Here is a 19,484-nt window from a genome sequence, read left to right on the forward strand (position 1 = left end):
TGGCTCAAGAATCGTTCCCCGGTCAGCGGCTGGCCGGGGAATTCGAAACGGATGGGTTGCGCAGGCCGGCGGCGGCGAAGCGGATCAGGTGCTCGGCGGCGGTCTCGCGATGGTCGCGCTCGGCGACGTCGCTCTTGCGTTGGATGATGCCGAAGTCGGCCATGGCGTAAGTGAGGGCGCCGGTGACGATGTCCAGGCGCCAATAGATCTCTTCCTTGGCCAGGCCGGGAAGCAGGCGGCCGAACTCGCCGGCGAACTGGCGCAGCACGTGGCCGTAGTTTTCCGAGAGGAAGCGGCGCAGGGTCTCGTTGTGCTCGGCATAGGCCCGGGCCAGGACACGGACGAAGGCCGCCCCGCCACCGTCGACGCGGGAGAGGTCGAGCGCGGGCCGGATATAGGCGTCGAGGACGTCCTCCAGGCGGGTGTCTTCCTTGCCGGCCACCTTGCCCAGGGCGGCCAGGCGGCGGCTGTTGAGCTCGTCCAGGCGGCGCCGGAACACTTCCTCGATCAGCTTGTCCTTGGAACCGAAGTGGTAGTTCACCGCCGCCAGGTTGACCCGGGCCGCGGCCGTGACCTGGCGCAGCGAGGCTCCGGCGAAGCCATGGGTGGCGAACAGGGCCTCGGCGGCGCCGAGGATGCGCTCCTTCGTGCTGCGTTCGCGGGACGCGTAGGGTGCGCTCGTCATGTCGGCGGACTCCGCAGGCGGGTGGTTTGAATCAAACGATCGTTTGAGAGTACGCCCGCCTGCCCGGGCGGGTCAATCTGCGACCGCACATGCCTGCAAACGACTTGCGATTGAGCTAGAATCTGTCAAGATTTCGTGAGCTAAGTCAGTCATTCCGGACGGCTTTGGCCCCAAACGTTCACCGGGCGTCCGCACGGACCCTGGCAGATTTTCCTGTCCTTTTTCCATTTCCCGGAGCACCCGTATGGCGCTGGAGCGCACCCTTTCGATCATCAAGCCGGATGCCGTCAAGAAAAACGTCATCGGTGAAATCCTTGCCCGCTTCGAGAAGGCCGGCCTCAAGATCGTCGGCGCGAAGATGAAGCAGCTGACCCGCGAAGAAGCCGAAGGTTTCTATGCGGTGCACAAGGAGCGTCCGTTCTTCAAGGCGCTGGTCGAGTTCATGATCTCCGGCCCGGTGATGATCCAGGTGCTGGAAGGCGAGGGCGCCGTCCTCAAGAACCGCGACCTCATGGGTGCCACCAACCCGAAGGAAGCCGTCGCCGGCACCATCCGCGCCGACTTCGCCGATTCGATCGACGCCAATGCCGTGCACGGTTCGGATTCCGCCGAGAACGCCACGACCGAGATCAAGTTCTTCTTCAACGACTCGGATGTCGTTTCGCACTGAGTGACGCCGTGAATACGCCCGCCGAAAAGGTCAACCTGCTCGACTTCGACCGCAAGGGTCTGCGCGATTTCTTCGCCCAGATCGGCGAGAAGCCGTATCGCGCCGAGCAGGTCATGAAGTGGATCTACCACCGTCTCGAAAGCGATTTCGAGAACATGACCGACGTCGGCAAGGCACTTCGCGAAAAGCTCGGCGCCACCTGCTACATCGGGCCGCCGACGACCGTGTTCGAGAAGGCCGCGGTCGACGGCACCCACAAGTGGCTGCTCGGCATGGATGGCGGCAACGCCATCGAAACCGTGTACATCCCCGAGCCGACGCGGGGCACGCTCTGCGTGTCGTCCCAGGTCGGTTGCGCCCTGAACTGCCAGTTCTGCTCCACAGCTACACAGGGCTTCTCGCGCAACCTGTCCACGGCCGAGATCATCGGCCAGGTCTGGGTCGCGGCCAAGCACCTGGGTAACGTGCCGCACCAGCAGCGCCGCATCACCAACGTGGTGATGATGGGCATGGGCGAGCCCCTGCTGAACTTCGATAACGTGGTCAAGGCGATGAGCCTGATGCGCGACGACCTCGGTTTCGGCCTGGCCAGCAAGCGCGTCACCCTGTCCACCGCCGGACTCGTGCCGATGATCGACAAGCTCTCGGCCGAGAGCGACGTCTCGCTCGCCGTGTCGCTGCACGCGGCCAACGACGAGTTGCGCACCGAGCTGGTGCCGCTGAACAAGCGCTACCCGCTGGCCGAGCTGATGGGTGCCTGCGAACGCTACATCGCCCGTGCCCCGCGCACGTCGATCACCTTCGAATACACCCTGATGAAGGGCGTGAACGACCAGCCGGAGCATGCCCGGCAGCTGATCAAGTTCATGCGCCGGCTTCCGGGGGCGAACAAGGTCAACCTGATTCCGTTCAATCCGTTCCCCGGTACGCGCTTCGAGCGTTCGGGGCAGGAAGAGATCCGCGCCTTCCAGACCCAGCTGCTCAACGCCGGCGTGCTGACGATGCTCCGCCGCACCCGTGGCGACGACATCGACGCCGCCTGTGGGCAGTTGAAGGGGCAAGTGGTGGATCGCACCCGCCGTCAGGCGGAATTCCGCAAGAAACTCGCAGAGGGAGTGGTGAATGCGGCTTGAGCGGTGGGGGATGCTGGCGGCGCTCGCGTTCGCGTGCGCCGGCTGCGTGGGGGACGGCACGGGGTTGAAACCCTCGACGGCCGCCGATGACCGTGCCAAGGGGGCCGAGGTCCACACCGAGCTCGGCCAGCGCTACATGCAGAACGGCGACCTCAAGGGCGCCATGGAGAAACTGCAGAAGGCGCTCCAGTTCGACCCGAAATACGTTCCGGCGCATACGGTGATCGCGGTTCTCTACGAGCGCATCAACGATCCCGTCAACGCCGAGTTGCACTATCGCAAGGCCGTCGAGTTCGATCCGAAGAAGGGTTCGGTGAACAACAATCTCGCCGTTTTCCTCTGCAAGCAAAACCGTCCGGCGGAAGCGAGGGCGTTCTTCGACCGCGCCCTGGCCGATCCGTTCTACGAGACGCCGGACCTCGCCTTGGCCAATGCCGGGACCTGCCTGCTGCAATCGCAGGACTACGACGCGGCCGAGGGCTATTTCCGCAAGGCCGTCCAGCGCAATCCGAATAACGCGGATGCCCTGTATCAGATGGCTCACGTGTTGTACCTTAAGAACGATGCATTCAGGGCCCGTGCCTTCCTGCAACGCTACGAGGCGTTGGGAAACCCGAGTCCGGAGTCGTTGAAGCTCGGTCACGATATCGAGCTCCGTCTGGGCAACGGGGAGGGTGCCCAGGACTACGCCAAGCGCTTGCGTGAAAAGTTCCCGGATTCGGAACCCGCGCGCGCACTCGAAGCCACCGCACGTCAATGACCACAGCATCTTCGAATTCTTCCGGTCGGGACGGACGCGAACAGGACTTGTTCGCCGGACTCGAGCCGAACGCAGACAGGGAGCAAAGCATGGACCCCCAGCTCGAAGCGGTTAGCGAAGACGGCGGTCGCGTACTGATCGACCATTCGTCCGGTACCGGCGGTTTCGGCGCGCGCCTCCGCGCGGCACGCGAAGCCCGCGGTTACAGCATCGAGGCCTGCGGGCAGGCCCTGCGCCTGCCGACGCGCCTGTTGCGCCAACTGGAAGCCGGCGAATACGGCGGTATCGACTACCAGGTCTACCTCGCCGGCTACCTCTCCAAATACGGTCGTCACGTCGGTGTCGACGAAGAGGCCATCCAGGCCGAACTCGCGCGCTTGACGCCGCGCCAGCCCGACCTCGTGGTCACGGGTGGCGTTTCCCATTCGCGTTACCTGCTCGAACGCTATGTCACCGCGGCCACCTATGTGGTCCTGACCGCGGTCATCGTCGTGCCGATGATCTGGCTGGGCGTGCGTGGCACGCTCGACCGCGACATGGCGCGCCTTGCGCCCCTCGATGCGGCGCCCGTGGCCCAGCAGGACGCGCCCGCCGGTTCGTCGTCGAGCGCGGCGGTCGCCACCGCGGCCACCAGCGACAACAAGCCGGCCCCCGCGACCGAGCAGCACACCGAGGACCAGCAGCCGTTGCTCGCCTCGATGGCGATGTTCCCGCCGCTGGACCACACCGCCAAGGCACCGCTGGCCACCACGGCGGCGACGCCCGAGGCCGGTGGCGGGCAGGGCGGTCACAGCCTGACCCTGAACCTGCCTTCGGCCAGCTGGGTGGAAGTGACCGCCGCCGACGGCTCGCGGCTGGAGTACGGCATCCTGCCGGCAGGGACGCAGAAGTCCTACCGTAGCGACACCCCGCTGGACGTCCGCATCGGCAATGCCAGCGGCGCCCAGGTGACGGTCGATGGCCAGCCCGTGCAACTCGACGGGTTCCGCCGCGCCAACGTGGCTCGGTTCCGCGTCGACATCCGCGACGGCAAGGCTGCTCCCGTCGCGTTCTGATCCTCCCCGGCACGCCGCGCGGTTGTCGCGCGGCGCCGCCCGCCCGTGCTTTTCGGGTATCCTTGCCTATTGATCCGCGCCGCCCATCGCCGATGGCCGGTCGCGGGCTCGTTTCCTCCTTGGTTTTGCTGCGCGGAGCGCAGTGGGTGATTGCATGGCATTCGACGTATACGACGATTACGAGCAAGGCGAACGCGTCCAGCAGTGGCTGCGCAAGAACGGCGTTTCCATCGCCGTCGGCATCGTCCTCGGCCTCGTGCTGATCTTCGGCTGGCAGCAGTGGAAATCGCATCGCGCGAATCACGAGCAGGCCGCCGCCACGGAATACTCGGCCTTGCAGGTCGCGGTGGCGCAGAACCGCGCCAACGAGATCGACATGCGTACCGAGACCCTGCTCAAGGATTATTCGGACACGGCGTGGTCCGTGTTCGCCGCCGGCGAGCGCGCGCAGCGCAATGTCATGGCGGGTCAGCTCGACAAGGCCGCCGGGGACCTCGAATGGGCCCGGGCACACGCCAAGGACGATTCCCTGAAGACCCTCGTCGACCTTCGCGCCGCACAGTTGAAGTACGCGCAGGGCAAGCCGCAGGAGGCCATCGCCGCGCTCGACGCGATGAAGGGCGGCGTGTTCGTCGCGCTCGCGCAGGAACTCCGCGGCGATGCGCTGGTCAAGCTGGGACGCCCGGACGACGCACGCAAGGCCTATCAGGCGGCGATCGCCGCGATGGGCGACAGCGCACCGCAACGCGGTGTGGTTCAAACCAAACTCGATGATCTGGCCGTGGCCGGGAAGCAGGGTGCATGAAACGTTTCTGGGCAATCGCGTTGACTTCGTCGCTGGCCGTGCTGGCCGGCTGCCATTCGTTCAAGAAGGAAAACGTCGAACCGCCGACCCCGCTCGACAAGAAGTTCGAGCCCTCGCTCAAGGTCGAGCGCCTGTGGAAGTCCAGCATCGGTGATGGCGCGGCGGAATCCGGCGTGCGCATGCGCCCGACGGTCGCCGATGGCGTGCTGTATGCCGCCAGCACCGACGGCAAGATCGCCGCCTTCGATGCCGCCTCCGGCAAGAAGCTGTGGTCCAAGAGCACCCGCCAGCACGGCTGGTTCGGTTGGGGCGATGCCAAGCGTGAAGATGCCCGCTTCTCGGGCGGTCCGGGCGCCGCGGGCGATCTCGTCGCCATCGGCACGCTCGACGGTCACCTGTACGGCATCAACGCGAAGGACGGCGAGCGCCGCTGGGCCGCCGAGGTCTCGTCCGAAGTCATCACCGCGCCGGTCATCGTCGGCGATCTCGTCGTAGTCCGCTGCAACGACGGCCGCGTGTACGGTATCGATGCCAAGAGCGGCGAGCGCCGCTGGGTCTACGACCAGTCGCAGGTGCCGCTGCTCAGCCTGCGCGGCAATGGCCGCCTGCTGGTCGCCAATGGCGTGGTCTTCATGGGCAGCGATGCCGGCAAGCTCGTCGCCATCCGCCTGGACAATGGCGAGAAGCTCTGGGAACAGACCCTCGCCAGCGGCGAAGGCCGCACCGAGATCGATCGCCTGGCCGATGCCGACGGCGCGCTCGTCCTCGACGGCAGCACGCTCTACGGGGCGGCCTATCATGGCCAGCTCACCGGCATCGACGGCCCCAGCGGCCGCCCGCTGTGGAACCACGCGTTCTCCACGTTCACCTCGCTGGACGTGCATGGCAATTCGATCTACGGCGTGGACGACCAGTCGCAGGTGTTCGCCTTCGACAAGTCGGGCGGCGCCAACGTCTGGAAGCAGGACGGCCTGAAATATCGCTGGCTCACGGGCCCGGCGGCGCAGGGCAACTACGTGGTGGTCGGCGACCTCGACGGTCATATCCACTGGCTCAACGGCAGCGACGGCAAGATCGTCGCCCGCGAGCGCCTCTCCAAGAAAGCCATTCGTGCCCAGCCCCTCGTGGTGGGTGACACCGTGTACGTCGAAGATGTCGAGGGCCATATCGGCGCCTACCGCATCCCGGCGAACTGATTCACAGGATAGATGTATCTCCCATGCTACCCGTCGTCGCCCTGGTCGGCCGCCCCAATGTCGGTAAGTCGACCCTCTTCAATGCGCTGACGCGTAGCAGGGACGCCCTCGTCGCCGATATGCCCGGCGTCACCCGCGACAGGCACTACGGTGTCTGTCGCCTCGGTCCGCGGCCCTTCGTGGTCGTGGACACGGGTGGCCTGTCGGGCAACGACGAAGGTATCGAAGGCCTCACCGCCGTGCAGGTGCGCGCGGCGATCGCCGAGGCGAACCTGCTCGTCTTCGTCGTCGACGCGCGCGACGGCATCCTGCCGTTGGACGCCGCGATCCTCAACGAGCTGCGCCGCAGCGGCAAGCCCGTCATGGTCGTGGTCAACAAGACCGACGGTGTCGACGAGACGCTGGCGCTCGGCGAATTCGCCTCGTTCGGCATCGCCGACACGCTGCCCATGTCGGCAGCCCATAATCGTGGCGTCGATACGCTGGTCGCCAAAGCGCTGCCGTACCTGCCGGACGACCGTGACGACGACCCGGGCCTCGAAGACCAGGGCATCCGTGTCGCCATCGTCGGCCGGCCGAACGCCGGCAAGTCGACCCTCATCAATCGCCTGCTGGGCGAAGACCGCCTCATCGTTTCCGATGTCGCCGGCACCACGCGCGACCCGATTCGCGTGTCGCTGGAACGGGATGGGCGGCGCTACACGCTCATCGACACCGCTGGCGTGCGACGCCGGGCGCGCGTCGAGGAAGCGGTAGAGAAATTTAGTGTTATCAAGACGCTACAGTCCATTTCTGCGTCGCAAGTCACCATCGTGATGATCGACGCGCGGGAGAACCTGGCCGACCAGGACCTCACGCTGATCGGCCACGCCATCGAGGAAGGCCGCGCGCTGGTCATCGCCGTCAACAAGTGGGACGGCATGGACAGCTACCAGCGCGAGCAGACCCAGAAGGCCCTGGAACGGCGCCTGCAGTTCGCCGAATGGGCGAAGACGGTCTTCATTTCCGCGCTGCATGGTTCCGGGTTGCGCGAGCTGATGAAAGCCGTCATCCGAGCCCACGCCGCCGCGACCAAGGAACTCACGTCCAGCGAGTTGACTCGTACCCTGGAGAAGGCCTACGAGGCCTACCAGCCGCCGCTGGTGCGCGGTCACGCCCCGAAGCTGCGCTATGCGCACCCGGGCGGCTCCAATCCGCCGACGATCGTGATCCACGGCAGTCGCACCAAACACATCGCGCCGGCGTATCGTCGCTACCTGGAAGGCTTCTTCCGCAAGCGTTTCCGCCTGGAAGGCACGCCGGTGCGGATCGACTTCCGCGATGGCGAGAACCCGTTCGCCGGTAAGAAGAACGTCCTGACGGAAGGCCAGCAGCGCCGCCGCCAGCGCATGATCCGTAACGCGAAGCGACGCGAAAAATAAGCGTCGCCCCGTCGAGGAGGCCTCGCATGACCGAAGAGCTCAACCGGGACCGATGGCTGGCCGAACTGCGTTCGCGCGTCGCCGAAGTCTCCGCCACCGAGGCACTGGCCCGGCAACTCGGCGGTGCCTTGCTCATCGACGTTCGCGAAGACAACGAGCGCGCCACCGGCACGCCTTCCGGCGCCTTGGGATTATCCCGAGGTTTCCTCGAGTTGCGCATCGAACAAAGCGAACCCGACCGTCAGCGCGAGATCCTCGTGCTGTGCGGCAGTGGCCAGCGCTCCTTGCTCGGGGCCGAGGCGTTGCAGCGGATGGGCTATCGCAGGGTGTCTTCCATCGCCGGCGGCATGGGCGCATGGAAGGCCGCGGGCCTACCGGTCAGCGCGGGCGCGCTGGATACGGATGCCGCCGAACGTTACGCGCGACAGGTGCTCTTGCCGCAAATCGGCGAGGTGGGCCAGGCGCGGTTGGGCGAGGCGCGGATAGTGTTGCTCGGCGCGGGCGGCCTCGGATCTCCGGCCTTGCTCTATCTGGCGGCGGCGGGCGTGGGCCACCTCACCGTCGTCGACGACGATCGCGTCGAACGCTCCAACCTGCACCGGCAGGTCGTCCATGCCGATGGCCGCGTCGGCATGGACAAGGCCGAATCGGCCCGCATGACGGTGGCGGCGCTGAATCCACGCGTGCGCGTGGAGACGGTCGTCGATCGCCTGCGTGCGGAGAACGTCGAGGATCTGATCCGCGGCCACGACGTGGTGATCGATGGCGCCGACAACTTCGCCACGCGTTATCTGCTGGCGGCGGCCACGCGGCGGCTGGGCATCCCGATGGTCTACGCCGCGATCGAGCGGTTCACCGGCCAGGCCAGCGTTTTCGACCCGCGCCGCGACGACTCGCCGTGCTATCGCTGCCTGTTCCCCGAACCGCCTTCGGCGGCGGATGCGCCGAACTGCAGCGAGGCCGGTGTCCTGGGCGTGCTTCCGGGACTGGTGGGCCTGGTCCAGGCCACCGAAGCGATGAAGCTGGTGCTCGGCATCGGCCAGCCGCTGGTCGGCCGGTTGCTTACCTACGACGCGCTCGGCATGCGCTTCCGCGAACTGGTGCTGCGGCGCGATCCGGATTGTCCGGGCTGCGGAGCGGGGGCTCGTTTCGAAGGCTACGTGGATCTAGAGCGGATGTGCGCTTCCGCTGGCTGATGTTCCCGCCAGATCCTCGGCGACCACGGAATACATCGCGGCATCGACAGAAGTTCCCTGTACTACCAGTCGTTTACGTAACCTTCCTTCGAAAACACCTCCAAGCCGTTCAGCCGTCTTTCGGCTCGGCAGATTGTCCCAGGCGGCCACGATCTCCAGTCGTGCGACCTCGACCGTTTCGAAGGCGAAGCGGATCGCCAGACGTCCGGCTCGCGTCGCGATCCCGTTTCCCTGCATCGACTGGCGCACCCAATACCCCAGGTTCGCGAAGCGCTGCTCGCGGTTGCGCTGGTTCACGCCCATGCCGCCGAGGATGACGTCGGTGCGCGCATCGACGATCAGCATCTCGTAGCCGTCGCCGAGCAACCAGTCCTTGCGGCACACGGCCAGCCACGTCTCGGCGTCGGCCGTGCCATAACCCTCATGGCACCAGTCCTGCCAGCGGCCCACGGTGGCGGCCGATTCGCGCACGGCGGCGGCGAGCGCCTCCGCATCCGTAGGCCGGTGCGCCCGAAGCGACACGACGCCATCGCCGAGGTCGTGCGGATAGGGAAGGGTATCGATGGTCACGCCCACATTGTATCGGCGATAATGCCGCGTTTTCGCAGGGCGACCCTCCCATGACCGCACGCATCCTCGATGGCAAGCGCATCGCCCAAGAACTCCTTGAGCACATCGGCCGCCGCGTAGCCAAGCGTGTGGCCGAGGGGCGTCGCGCGCCCGGCCTCGCCGTCGTATTGGTCGGCGACGACCCGGCGTCCTCCGTGTACGTGAAGAACAAGCGCCGCGCCTGCCAGCAGGTGGGCTTCGAATCGTTCGGTTACGACTTGCCGGCCACGACGACGCAGGACGAACTCTTCGCGCTGATCGATACGCTCAATGCCGATCCCGCCGTGCACGGCATCCTCGTGCAGTCGCCGTTGCCCGAACACATCGACGAGGATGTGCTGGTCGATCGCATCGATCCTGGCAAGGACGTGGATGGCTTCCAGGCCGTGAACGTGGGACGCCTCGCGCTGCGTCGTTTCGGCCTGCGTCCGTGCACCCCGAAGGGCGTGATGACCTTGCTCGGCCATACCGACCGCCCGGTGCGCGGCAGGCACGCGGTGATCGTCGGTGTATCGAACCATGTGGGCCGCCCCTTGGCGCTTGAGCTTCTTATTGCAGGTAGTACAGTGACTTGCTGTCACAAGTTCACGCAGGGTCTAGCTGGTTTCGTGGCCCAGGCGGACATCCTGGTCGTCGCCGCCGGCAAGCCGGGACTGGTCAAGGGCGAATGGATCAAGCCGGGTGCCGTGGTCGTGGATGTCGGCATCAACCGCCTGGAAGACGGGCGCCTGGTCGGCGACGTGGAGTTCGCGCCGGCCGCGGAGCGTGCCTCGTGGATCACTCCGGTGCCGGGTGGCGTCGGTCCGATGACGGTGGCGACGCTCATGGAAAACACGCTCGAAGCCGCCGAGGCCATCGACGGCTGAGTGCATCGGCGGCTGTCGCTTTGTTGCAACGCACGGTATAATGCCGCGATTTACTCGCGGGACTAATGCTATGCGCATCCTTGCCGAGGCACTCACTTACGACGACGTGTTTCTGGTTCCCGGCCACTCCACGGTCATGCCGCGCGATGTGGACACCTCGACGCGCTTCACGCGCGGTCTTCGCCTGAACATCCCCATCGTGTCCGCCGCCATGGACACCGTCACCGAGGCCCGCCTCGCCATCACCATGGCGCAGAACGGCGGCATCGGCATCATCCACAAGAACATGACCCCAGCCCAGCAGGCCGCGGAAGTGCGCCTGGTGAAGAAGTTCGAGGCCGGCGTCATCCGCAGCCCGATCACCGTCCGCCCGGACACCTCGATCGGCGAGGTCATGGCGCTCACCCGCGCGCACAACATCTCCGGCGTGCCCGTGGTCGACGGCGAGAAGCTCGTCGGCATCGTCACCAGCCGCGACCTGCGCTTCGAGCGCAAGCACGACGACCCGGTCCGCAACATCATGACCCGGGAAGACCGCCTGGTCACCGTCAAGGAAGGCGCCTCGCATGACGAAGTGCTCGAACTGCTGCACCGCAACCGCATCGAGAAGGTGCTCGTCGTCAACGACGGCTTCCAGCTCCGTGGGCTGATCACGGTGAAGGACATCCAGAAGGCCCGCGACAACCCGAACGCCGCCAAGGACTCGCACGAGCGCCTCGTGGTCGGCGCCGCGGTCGGCGTGGGCGGTGATACCGAGCAGCGCGTCGAAGCGCTGATCGATGCCGGCGTCGACGTGATCGTGGTCGACACCGCGCATGGCCATTCGCAGGCCGTGATCGACCGCACGGGCTGGGTCAAGAAGCGCTACCCGCAGGTCCAGGTCATCGCCGGCAACATCGTCACGGGCGAGGCGGCGCGCGCGCTGCTCGACGCCGGCGCCGACGCGGTGAAGGTCGGCGTGGGCCCCGGTTCCATCTGCACCACCCGCATCGTCACCGGCATCGGCGTGCCGCAGATCACCTCGATCGACCTCGTCGCCACCGCGCTGAAGGGCGAGATCCCGCTCATCGCCGACGGCGGCATCCGTTACTCGGGCGACATCCCCAAGGCGCTCGCCGCCGGTGCGTCCTCGGTGATGCTCGGCTCGATGTTCGCCGGTACCGAAGAGGCGCCGGGCGAGGTCGAGCTGTTCCAGGGCCGTTCGTACAAGAGCTACCGTGGCATGGGCTCCATCGGCGCCATGCAGCTCGGCTCGAAGGACCGCTACTTCCAGGACGAGGCCGACGCCGACAAGCTGGTGCCGGAAGGCATCGAGGGCCGTGTGCCGTATCGCGGTCCGCTGCGCAACATCATCCACCAGATGATGGGCGGCCTGCGCGCTTCCATGGGTTACATGGGCGCGGCCAATATCGAGGAAATCCACCAGAAGGCCCAGTTCGTGAAGGTGACCGGTGCCGGTGTGCGCGAAGCGCATCCGCACGATATCCAGATCACGAAGGAAGCGCCCAACTACCGCCTGGACTGACGCCTCCGGGCGCTTCGCTCCAGGTACCCAGGACGCCCGCCGCAAGTGGGCGTTCTGCTTTTTGACATTCTTGAACTGCAGGCCGCCCGATGACCGACATCCATAGCGACAAGATCCTCATCCTCGACTTCGGTTCGCAGTACACGCAGCTGATCGCCCGCCGCATTCGCGAGATCGGCGTCTACTGCGAGGTCTGGGCGTGGGATCACGCGCCGGACGAGATCCGCGGCTTCGCCCCGCGCGGCGTCATCCTCTCCGGCGGCCCGGAATCGGTCACCGAGGACGACTCCCCGAGGGCTCCCCAGGTGGTGTTCGAACTCGGCGTGCCGGTGCTGGGCATCTGCTACGGCATGCAGACCATGGCCGAGCAACTCGGCGGCAAGGTCGAGGCCGGCCACCATCGCGAATTCGGCCCGGCCACGATCACCTTCGGCAGCTGCGCGCTATTCGAGACCGTGGTGCAGGATGGTGAATCCCTCGGCGTGTGGATGTCGCACGGCGACCGCGTCACGGCGATCCCTGAAGGCTTCAACGTCTCGGCCTCCACGCCGAGCTTGCCACTGGCCGCCATGGCCGACGACAAGCGCCGCTTCTACGGCGTGCAGTTCCATCCGGAAGTGACCCACACCAAGCGTGGCATGGAGCTGCTGCGCCGCTTCGTCGTCGACCTCTGCGGTTCGGCCACGTTGTGGGACGCCGCGCACATCATCGAGGACGCCGTCGAACGCGTGCGCGCGCAGGTCGGTACCGATCGCGTGCTGCTCGGCCTGAGCGGCGGCGTGGATTCCTCTGTCGTGGCGGCCTTGCTCGAGAAGGCGATCGGCGACCAGCTCACCTGCGTCTTCGTCGACACCGGCCTGTTGCGTTTCCAGGAAGGCGACCAGGTGATGTCGACCATGGCCGAGCACATGGGCGTGCATGTCATCCGCGTGGACGCGAAGCAGCGTTTCTTCGACGCGCTCGCCGGTGTGGAAGACCCGGAAGCCAAGCGCAAGGTCATCGGTCGCCTGTTCGTCGAGGTCTTCGACGAGGAATCGTCCAAGCTCGAAGGCGTGAAGTGGCTGGCCCAGGGCACCATCTACCCCGATGTCATCGAGTCCGCCGGCAGCAAGACCGGCAAGGCCCATGTCATCAAGAGCCATCACAACGTCGGCGGCTTGCCGGAGCACATGAAGCTCAAGCTGGTCGAGCCGCTGCGTGAGTTGTTCAAGGACGAGGTTCGTCGTATCGGCGTCGAACTCGGCCTGCCGCGCGAGATGGTCTACCGCCATCCGTTCCCGGGTCCCGGCCTTGGCGTGCGCGTGCTGGGCGAGGTGAAGCCGGAATACGTCGACCTGCTGCAGCGCGCCGATGCGATCTTCATCGAGGAGTTGCGCAACCACGGCCTCTACGACCGCGTCAGCCAGGCGTTCGCCGTGTTCCTGCCGGTGCGCTCGGTGGGCGTGGTTGGCGACGGTCGTGCCTACGAGTGGGTGATCGCGCTACGCGCCGTGGAGACGATCGACTTCATGACGGCGCATTGGGCGCACCTGCCGTATGACTTCCTCGACAAGTGCTCCACTCGTATTATCAATGAGTTGCGTGGCATCTCTCGTGTTGTTTATGACATTTCGGGGAAGCCGCCGGCTACGATCGAGTGGGAGTGACTTCTGGCCCGATCCGACTCAGCGCATCGCCTTTTTGACACCTTTCTTTTTGACATCGTTGCTGGGCTGGTTTGTCAGGATGGCGCTCGTAATAAGGTGAACAAGATGATCTGCCCGTGGCGCGAATGAGGGCAGATCGACAAGCCAGCCGAGCGCCGCCATCAAGCCGAACATGTCGTCCCCATTCATATCGGCACGTGCCGTCCCTTCGGCTTGGGCGCGCAGCAGCAGTCGGGCACTCGCTGAGTGCACTGCTGCGCATGAAGCGTAAAGCGCGGAGTCCGGATTGGTATGAGCTGCCGCCATCAGGGCGACAACGCCTCTATGGTTTTGGGCAAATGTCATCCATTCGCGGAACCAGGACATGATCGCCTCGCCAGGTGAGCTCGATTTTTCGAGTTCACCTGCCTTCTGCGTCAGCGCATCCAGATTCGTACATAGCAGCGCTTCGAACAAGGCTTCCCGCGACGGGAAGTGACGAAGCAGTGTCGCCAATCCGACATTGGCCCGACGGGCGATATCTCGCATCGAGACATCGGCACCATCTTCGATGAGAACCTCATGCGCGATCGTGAGGATGTGGCTGTAGTTTTTTTTTGCGTCGGCTCGCATGAGTGTCTCTTGACAAGTGGATCATTGATCCATATATTTGGATCACTGATCCACATGCCTCGAATCAGTATGTGGATCGATGATCCAAATGATACGGCGCCTTTGTGCCAATGGGAACAGCGGCGCCGCTTTACACCACGAACGAAAGGTCAAGAAGATCATGAAAAAACTGGAAGGTAAGGTTGCGGTCATCACGGGCGGAAGCAGCGGGATCGGCCTGGCCACGGCCAAGCGCTTCGTGGAAGAAGGTGCGCACGTCGTGATCACTGGGCGACGAGAGAAAGAGCTGCAGGAGGCTGCTGCCTCCATCAAGCGAAACGTTACGACGGTCGTCGGCGACGTATCGCGCCTGGAAGATCTGGACCGGCTCTATGCCGTCGTGAAAGAGAAACATGGTCACATCGACATTCTCTTCGCGAACGCGGGCGCGGGGACGATCGCTCCGCTCGCGGTAGCTAGTGAAGCCCATTTCGACCAGACCTTCGACGTGAACGTGAAGGGCATGTTCTTTACTGTGCAGAAGGCTCTTTCCCTCTTCAAAGACGGCGGTTCGATCATCCTGAACTCTTCGGTCTCGAACGTCCTCGGGCTTCCGGGATTTACTGCTTACGCCGCGAGTAAGGCGGCTGTACGCAACTTCGCGCGCGGCTGGACCATGGAATTGAAAGACCGCAGGATCCGCGTGAATTCCATGAGCCCCGGAGCGATCGACACCCCGGCCTTGGCGACGACGACGGGCCTCACCGCCGAACAGGCCGAGCAGGCAGCCGCACAATTCACCGCGCAGATCCCGATGGGCCGCAGAGGCATGCCCGAGGAAATCGCGGCGGCCGTCACGTTCCTCGCTTCCGATGAAAGTTCTTACATCACCGGCGTGGATCTCGCCGTCGATGGCGGCATGGCGCAGGTCTGACCCCTCGTGCTCCCGAGGCTGGCGCACAAGCTCCGCCAGTCGTGGGACCGCGTTTCGGCAAATTGCATTTATTCGGATTTCGAGTAGGTGCGATGGTGTCGTAAGCGGGAGAGAGCCTGGTCGTCCCCGACGAGTCATCGCCGCGCCAGGGTTCTACGACGATTTATGAGCAATCGAATGCTTATCCGCTTGCATAGTCGTTGCCGCCGTGCGCGGCGATGAACATGGCCACGGCCGACCGGCAATAGGATTCGATTTCGTTGTCGTCCTCTGCTTTCGCCTCATCGAAACGTGCGGTGATCAGGAGATCGGATCCTTTGAAAAGCGCGGCGAACAAGCGGGCGGACCGGAGAGGATCGGGCACGTTCAGAACCGCCTTCGCATGCAACTGGCGTAACAGGGCCTCGATCCGGGCGATGACATAGGCGGCCCCGGCTTCGTAATGGAGCTTGCTTAACGACTTTTGATTCGTCTTGTCGGCCATGATCATGGCTTCGACACTGCGGACGTCCGGACTCAACAGCGTGCGAAGCAGGGATGATCCCACAGCGATGAGCTGATCTTCGGCCGAACCGTCGACGCCTTCAATAAGGGCCTGTGGTGCGAACTGATGGCAGTGAGCAGCGATGGCCGCGCTGAACAGCGCCTCCTTGTTCTCGAAATGCCGATAGATGCTTAGCTTGGAGATCTTCGCCCGCTGGGCGACCTTGTCCATTGTCGTCGCTTGAAAACCCAGTTCCACAAAGAGTTCGCTCGCCGCGTCGACTATCGCTTGGCCCAGCGCCTCGTTGGCGGGCCGGCCGCGCCGGCCCAGGCTGTTTTCGGTCACGACAATTCCAGTACTTGACAGTATCTCAATTCTTGAATTACGGTACCATGTAGTATCTAAAATGTGCAAGCCGTGGGCAGGTTTCCAACCACGTCCTTCAACTTTCCATCCACACGGGCCATCACCATGGATGACGTCATCATCGTCGGCGGCAGCTTTGCCGGCCTCGCCGCTGCCCTGCAGCTCGGCCGTGCCCGCCGCAAGGTCACCGTGCTCGATACCGGCCTGCCGCGCAATCGCTTCGCCGGCCACTCGCATGGCCTGCTCGGCCACGATCACAAGCCACCGCTGGACATCCTGGCCGAGGCGCGACGGCAGCTGGCGCGTTATCCCACGATCAGGCTGGTCCATGCGCGGGCCGACAGCGTCTCCGGCGCCATCGACGACTTCTCCGTCCTCACGAGCGATGGCGAAAGCCGTGGGGCGCGCCGTGTGATCCTGAGCTATGGCGTCGTCGACCAGATGCCCGATGTCCCGGGCTTTGCCGAAAGCTGGGGCACATTCATCGTGCCTTGCCCCTATTGCGACGGCTTTGAAGTCGCCGGCCAGCATTGGGGCCTCGTCTGGTCCGGCCCGCAGTCGCATCAGTCGGTCAGGCTGTTCCACGATTGGACCGACACGTTGACTGTCTTCGCCGATGGTCACGACATTCCGCCCGATATCCAAGCCGATCTCGCGCGCCGCAACATACCTGTCGTCGATGGCCGGATCGTCGAGATCGCCCATCGCGGGGGCCACATCGCCACGGTCAATCTCGATACAGGCCCCAATGTCACGGTCGACATCCTGTTCGCCCATCCGCGCAACAAGCCGTCCGCAAGCCTGCATCAATCACTGGGCCTCGCGACGGTGGATACACCCCTCGGCATCGTCCTCAAGGTCGACGAGCGCCGCGAAACCAGCATGCCCGGCATCTACGCCGCCGGCGACCTCGTCACGCCCTTCTTGCCCTCGGTCACCCAGGCATCATCGCAGGGCACGATGGCGGGGATCTTCGCCCAGCAGTCGATGCTGGTTTGAAAGCCTAGTCATGTCCGACGTCTTCGGTAGAGGCGGGTGGGCGGGCATCTTCCGGGGGTTCAATCACGTTTTCGCGATTGGCCGAACCCCATTCGGCCATGACAGCCATGACCGGACGAAGCGTCTGACCCAAGGCGGTCAGGCGATACTCCGTTTTCGGCGGAATGACCGGGAATTCCTTGCGCGAGATCAGGCCGCAGTGCTGCAGCTCCCGCAGTTCCTTGGTCAGGATGCGATCGCTGACGGGCAGGCAGGCTCGACGGATCTCCGAGAAACGCAATGGTTCGTTCCGGACGAGCGCCCAGACGATTCTGGCTTTCCACTTGCCGCCCAGGATGCGCGAGGTGAACGCCACAGGGCACTTCGTTTCAAGTTTCATGGCGGCGACACTAACAAATAATTCCGTACTTGTTAGAAGTAAGTATTGGGATTCTCATGTACCCGGTTCCGGTATCACTCCCTTCAATGACGGCCGGACTTGAGGAGCATGCATGAAAGCGATCGGCATCAATACATCCAGCCGCGGGTTGGCCGTGCTGGACCTTCCCACGCCTGATACGCCGCCGCCCGGTCATGTGATCGTGGACATCGAGGCATGCGCCATCAACCACGGCGACAAGCTGTTCTTGACGATGCCCGACGCGGCCGGTCGAGTTCTCCGTGGATCGAACAGCGTATGGGGCGCGTCCGCGGCTGGCAAAGTGGCCGCGATCGGTGATGACGTGCCGGAGGACTTCCTGGGGAAGCCCGTGGCGATTTATCGGTCGCTTGGCATCGGTGCCAGGACGGTTGGGTTGTGGTCCGAAAAGGCGCAGTTGCTTTACACCAGCTGCGTCATCCTGCCTGATGAGGTGCGGATACGCGACTACTGTGGTTCGCTGGTCAATGCGTTCACGGCCTATGCCTTCCTGGATCAAATTGCGGCCGAAGGCCATCATGGTGTGATCGCGACGGCGGGCGCCTCGGCGACCGCACTGGCCCTGGCCGCGCTGGCGAAAAAACGCCAGGTTGCGGTGGTGCACCTCGTGCGTTCGCGGGCGCAAGGCGAGGAGCTCCGTCAATGGGGTCTTGCTCACGTCGTGGCGACGGATGACGAAGGGTTCGAGGACCAACTGGAACAACTGGCCCAAAGCCTTGCAACCACCGCGGTGTTCGACGGGCTGGGCGGCGCCTCGATCAACCGCATTGCGCCACACATGCCCATGAATACCTCGATCTACATCTATGGAACGCTGGATGCCTCGGTGCCCGTGACAATCCCGTCGCGGCTGTTCATGAGCAAAAACCTCGTCGTGAAGCGATTCAGCAACTTCAGCAGCACCACGGCCCAAGACCCGACACGGCTGGCGGCGGCGATGGCCGATCTGCGCACGGTCATCGCAGACCCTTTGTTTCGAACCCGGATTGGCAAAACCTTTCGTTTCGAGGAGATTGAAGCTGCGATGGCCTATCAGGGAACCGCTAACGCGAGGGCGGTTCTCGTACCTCCGACCCGGCATCTGTAGTGTCACGCATTCACGAATTCGATAATGAGTCGTGCAACCGTACGGGGTGCTTCTTCCGGCATGTAGTGCCCGCAGGCGTTCAATACTCCACCCCGCACATCATCCGCGACCAGCTTCATCGTTTCTAACAGCATCGTGCCTACGCCTTGCTGTGCGCCAAAGGCCAGCACCGGGATTCCAAGCTTGCGTTCGGCGCGTTGCCGGCTTTCGGCCAATCCCTGTTGGCTGAATTGATGGCGATAGTAGGACAACGCAGCACGCAATGCGCCCGGCGCCGAGTTGACGCGAACGTATTCGTCCAGATCCACCGCACCAATCGCCCAGTTGTGAACCGACTTGGCATGGAACAGCCAGGTCAAGAACTCGCGCTCACGTCCTTTCAGCAGGATCTCCGGCAGATCGGGCAAACGATTGAAGGCGAAATGCCAGGTCTTCACGTTCGCCTCTTCCGAAGGAATGCCGTTCGCCAGTAATGGCGTGACACCCGGTAGGGCCGAATCGAAAACGGCCAGCCGCTTTACGTGCGCCGGCCATCCGGCCGCATAGGCATAGCCGATCCATGCGCCGATATCGTGCCCCACGACATCGATGGGACCATCAGCCAGAAGGCCCAGTGCTTCGACTAATCCATGAACGTCCGAAGCCACGGTCTGCATGTCATACCCGGATGTCGGTCGCTCCGAATCACCCATGCCACGTGGGTCCAGCGCGATGACACGGCGCCCGGCCTGGACAAGCTGCGGCATCACATATCGCCATGCGTACCAACTCTGTGGCCAGCCAGGCAGCAGCAGGATCGGCGAACCGTGACCACCTTCGACGTAGTGCAGGCGAACGCCGTTCACTGTGGCCGTACCGTGGTGGAATATCGACCAGAACGCTTCTGGCGTGAGAAGGGGCGCTGCGTCATTTTCCGGGGTTTGAATAATCACGTGTTCCACAAGAAGACCTCTTCGCTTCAAGTTCGATGACTGTTTTGTGACTGATTGGTCCGACTGGCGGCTGTGCGCAGTACCTAATTAGATAGCAATCGTTACC

General features: G+C 64.3%; 20 protein-coding genes. 14 read left to right on the top strand and 6 right to left on the bottom strand.

Translation table 11 applies throughout. From position 1 onward, the window contains the following. Positions 1-22 precede the first annotated feature (22 nt). Positions 23-685, bottom strand: a complete 663-nt coding sequence (locus ACR9Y6_RS04965; protein ID WP_481280271.1) for a TetR/AcrR family transcriptional regulator — start codon at positions 683-685, stop codon at positions 23-25. 244 nt (positions 686-929) lie between these two features. Here ACR9Y6_RS04965 and ndk point away from each other — a divergent pair, with 244 nt between their 5' ends. The 8 genes from ndk (at position 930) to moeB (ending at position 8,921) form a co-directional block, all read left to right on the top strand. Next, a complete protein-coding gene (gene ndk / locus ACR9Y6_RS04970; protein WP_481280272.1) occupies positions 930-1,355 on the top strand; it encodes a nucleoside-diphosphate kinase in 426 nt (141 codons plus the stop codon). Between the two features lie 8 nt (positions 1,356-1,363). Continuing rightward, a complete protein-coding gene (rlmN, locus tag ACR9Y6_RS04975; protein WP_481280273.1) occupies positions 1,364-2,488 on the top strand; it encodes a dual-specificity RNA methyltransferase RlmN in 1,125 nt (374 codons plus the stop codon). After that, positions 2,478-3,248, top strand: a complete 771-nt coding sequence (pilW, locus tag ACR9Y6_RS04980; RefSeq protein WP_481280274.1) for a type IV pilus biogenesis/stability protein PilW — start codon at positions 2,478-2,480, stop codon at positions 3,246-3,248. The genes rlmN and pilW overlap by 11 nt, the downstream gene beginning before the upstream one ends. An 89-nt stretch (positions 3,249-3,337) precedes the next feature. After that, positions 3,338-4,303, top strand: a complete 966-nt coding sequence (locus ACR9Y6_RS04985) for a helix-turn-helix domain-containing protein (RefSeq protein ID WP_481280275.1) — start codon at positions 3,338-3,340, stop codon at positions 4,301-4,303. 154 nt (positions 4,304-4,457) lie between these two features. Further along, the gene (locus ACR9Y6_RS04990) at positions 4,458-5,108 is read left to right on the top strand and encodes a YfgM family protein (protein WP_481280276.1); all 651 of its coding nucleotides are present in this window, start codon (positions 4,458-4,460) and stop codon (positions 5,106-5,108) included. Then, positions 5,105-6,304 carry an outer membrane protein assembly factor BamB gene (gene bamB, locus ACR9Y6_RS04995; protein WP_481280277.1) on the top strand — a complete coding sequence of 400 codons (1,200 nt, stop codon included), beginning with the start codon at positions 5,105-5,107 and terminating at the stop codon, positions 6,302-6,304. Before ACR9Y6_RS04990 ends, bamB begins: the two co-directional genes overlap by 4 nt. A gap of 23 nt (positions 6,305-6,327) precedes the next feature. Further along, complete coding sequence (der, locus tag ACR9Y6_RS05000) at positions 6,328-7,725, top strand: ribosome biogenesis GTPase Der (RefSeq protein ID WP_481280278.1); 1,398 nt, start codon at positions 6,328-6,330, stop codon at positions 7,723-7,725. 26 nt (positions 7,726-7,751) lie between these two features. Next, complete coding sequence (gene moeB, locus ACR9Y6_RS05005) at positions 7,752-8,921, top strand: molybdopterin-synthase adenylyltransferase MoeB (RefSeq protein WP_481280279.1); 1,170 nt, start codon at positions 7,752-7,754, stop codon at positions 8,919-8,921. Here moeB and ACR9Y6_RS05010 read toward each other — a convergent pair. Further along, positions 8,892-9,491 (bottom strand): GNAT family N-acetyltransferase, encoded by a 600-nt coding sequence (locus ACR9Y6_RS05010; protein WP_481280280.1) that lies wholly within the window; start codon positions 9,489-9,491, stop codon positions 8,892-8,894. The genes moeB and ACR9Y6_RS05010 overlap by 30 nt on opposite strands. 50 nt (positions 9,492-9,541) lie before the next feature. On the opposite strand from ACR9Y6_RS05010, the gene folD reads away from it, so the two are divergent. The 3 genes from folD (at position 9,542) to guaA (ending at position 13,567) form a co-directional block, all read left to right on the top strand. Continuing rightward, positions 9,542-10,396 carry a bifunctional methylenetetrahydrofolate dehydrogenase/methenyltetrahydrofolate cyclohydrolase FolD gene (gene folD / locus ACR9Y6_RS05015; protein WP_481280281.1) on the top strand — a complete coding sequence of 285 codons (855 nt, stop codon included), beginning with the start codon at positions 9,542-9,544 and terminating at the stop codon, positions 10,394-10,396. 70 nt (positions 10,397-10,466) lie between these two features. Continuing rightward, positions 10,467-11,921, top strand: a complete 1,455-nt coding sequence (gene guaB / locus ACR9Y6_RS05020; RefSeq protein ID WP_481280282.1) for an IMP dehydrogenase — start codon at positions 10,467-10,469, stop codon at positions 11,919-11,921. A gap of 89 nt (positions 11,922-12,010) precedes the next feature. Next, positions 12,011-13,567, top strand: coding sequence for a glutamine-hydrolyzing GMP synthase (gene guaA / locus ACR9Y6_RS05025; RefSeq protein WP_481280283.1), 1,557 nt, complete (start codon positions 12,011-12,013; stop codon positions 13,565-13,567). Between the two features lie 18 nt (positions 13,568-13,585). Here the strand turns inward: guaA and ACR9Y6_RS05030 are convergent, their stop codons facing one another. Then, positions 13,586-14,179, bottom strand: coding sequence for a TetR/AcrR family transcriptional regulator (locus ACR9Y6_RS05030; protein WP_481280284.1), 594 nt, complete (start codon positions 14,177-14,179; stop codon positions 13,586-13,588). A 160-nt stretch (positions 14,180-14,339) separates the two neighbouring features. Between ACR9Y6_RS05030 and ACR9Y6_RS05035 the strand changes: the two genes are divergently transcribed. Then, the gene (locus ACR9Y6_RS05035; protein WP_481280285.1) at positions 14,340-15,092 is read left to right on the top strand and encodes an SDR family NAD(P)-dependent oxidoreductase; all 753 of its coding nucleotides are present in this window, start codon (positions 14,340-14,342) and stop codon (positions 15,090-15,092) included. A gap of 181 nt (positions 15,093-15,273) precedes the next feature. On the opposite strand, the gene ACR9Y6_RS05040 is transcribed toward ACR9Y6_RS05035, so the two are convergent. Further along, a complete protein-coding gene (locus ACR9Y6_RS05040) occupies positions 15,274-15,921 on the bottom strand; it encodes a TetR/AcrR family transcriptional regulator (RefSeq protein WP_481280286.1) in 648 nt (215 codons plus the stop codon). Positions 15,922-16,047: 126 nt separating this feature from the next. Between ACR9Y6_RS05040 and ACR9Y6_RS05045 the strand changes: the two genes are divergently transcribed. After that, positions 16,048-16,941, top strand: a complete 894-nt coding sequence (locus ACR9Y6_RS05045) for an NAD(P)/FAD-dependent oxidoreductase (RefSeq protein WP_481280287.1) — start codon at positions 16,048-16,050, stop codon at positions 16,939-16,941. Between the two features lie 4 nt (positions 16,942-16,945). On the opposite strand, the gene ACR9Y6_RS05050 is transcribed toward ACR9Y6_RS05045, so the two are convergent. Further along, positions 16,946-17,320 (bottom strand): winged helix-turn-helix transcriptional regulator, encoded by a 375-nt coding sequence (locus ACR9Y6_RS05050; protein ID WP_481280288.1) that lies wholly within the window; start codon positions 17,318-17,320, stop codon positions 16,946-16,948. Between the two features lie 112 nt (positions 17,321-17,432). Between ACR9Y6_RS05050 and ACR9Y6_RS05055 the strand changes: the two genes are divergently transcribed. Next, positions 17,433-18,446: an MDR/zinc-dependent alcohol dehydrogenase-like family protein gene (locus tag ACR9Y6_RS05055; RefSeq protein ID WP_481280289.1), complete on the top strand. Its 1,014-nt coding sequence runs from the start codon at positions 17,433-17,435 to the stop codon at positions 18,444-18,446. 2 nt (positions 18,447-18,448) lie between these two features. Here the strand turns inward: ACR9Y6_RS05055 and ACR9Y6_RS05060 are convergent, their stop codons facing one another. Next, complete coding sequence (locus ACR9Y6_RS05060) at positions 18,449-19,387, bottom strand: alpha/beta fold hydrolase (protein WP_481280290.1); 939 nt, start codon at positions 19,385-19,387, stop codon at positions 18,449-18,451. Positions 19,388-19,484: the final 97 nt, after the last annotated feature.

The sequence above is a fragment of the Luteibacter sp. TLI7-4A genome (assembly GCF_056754745.1).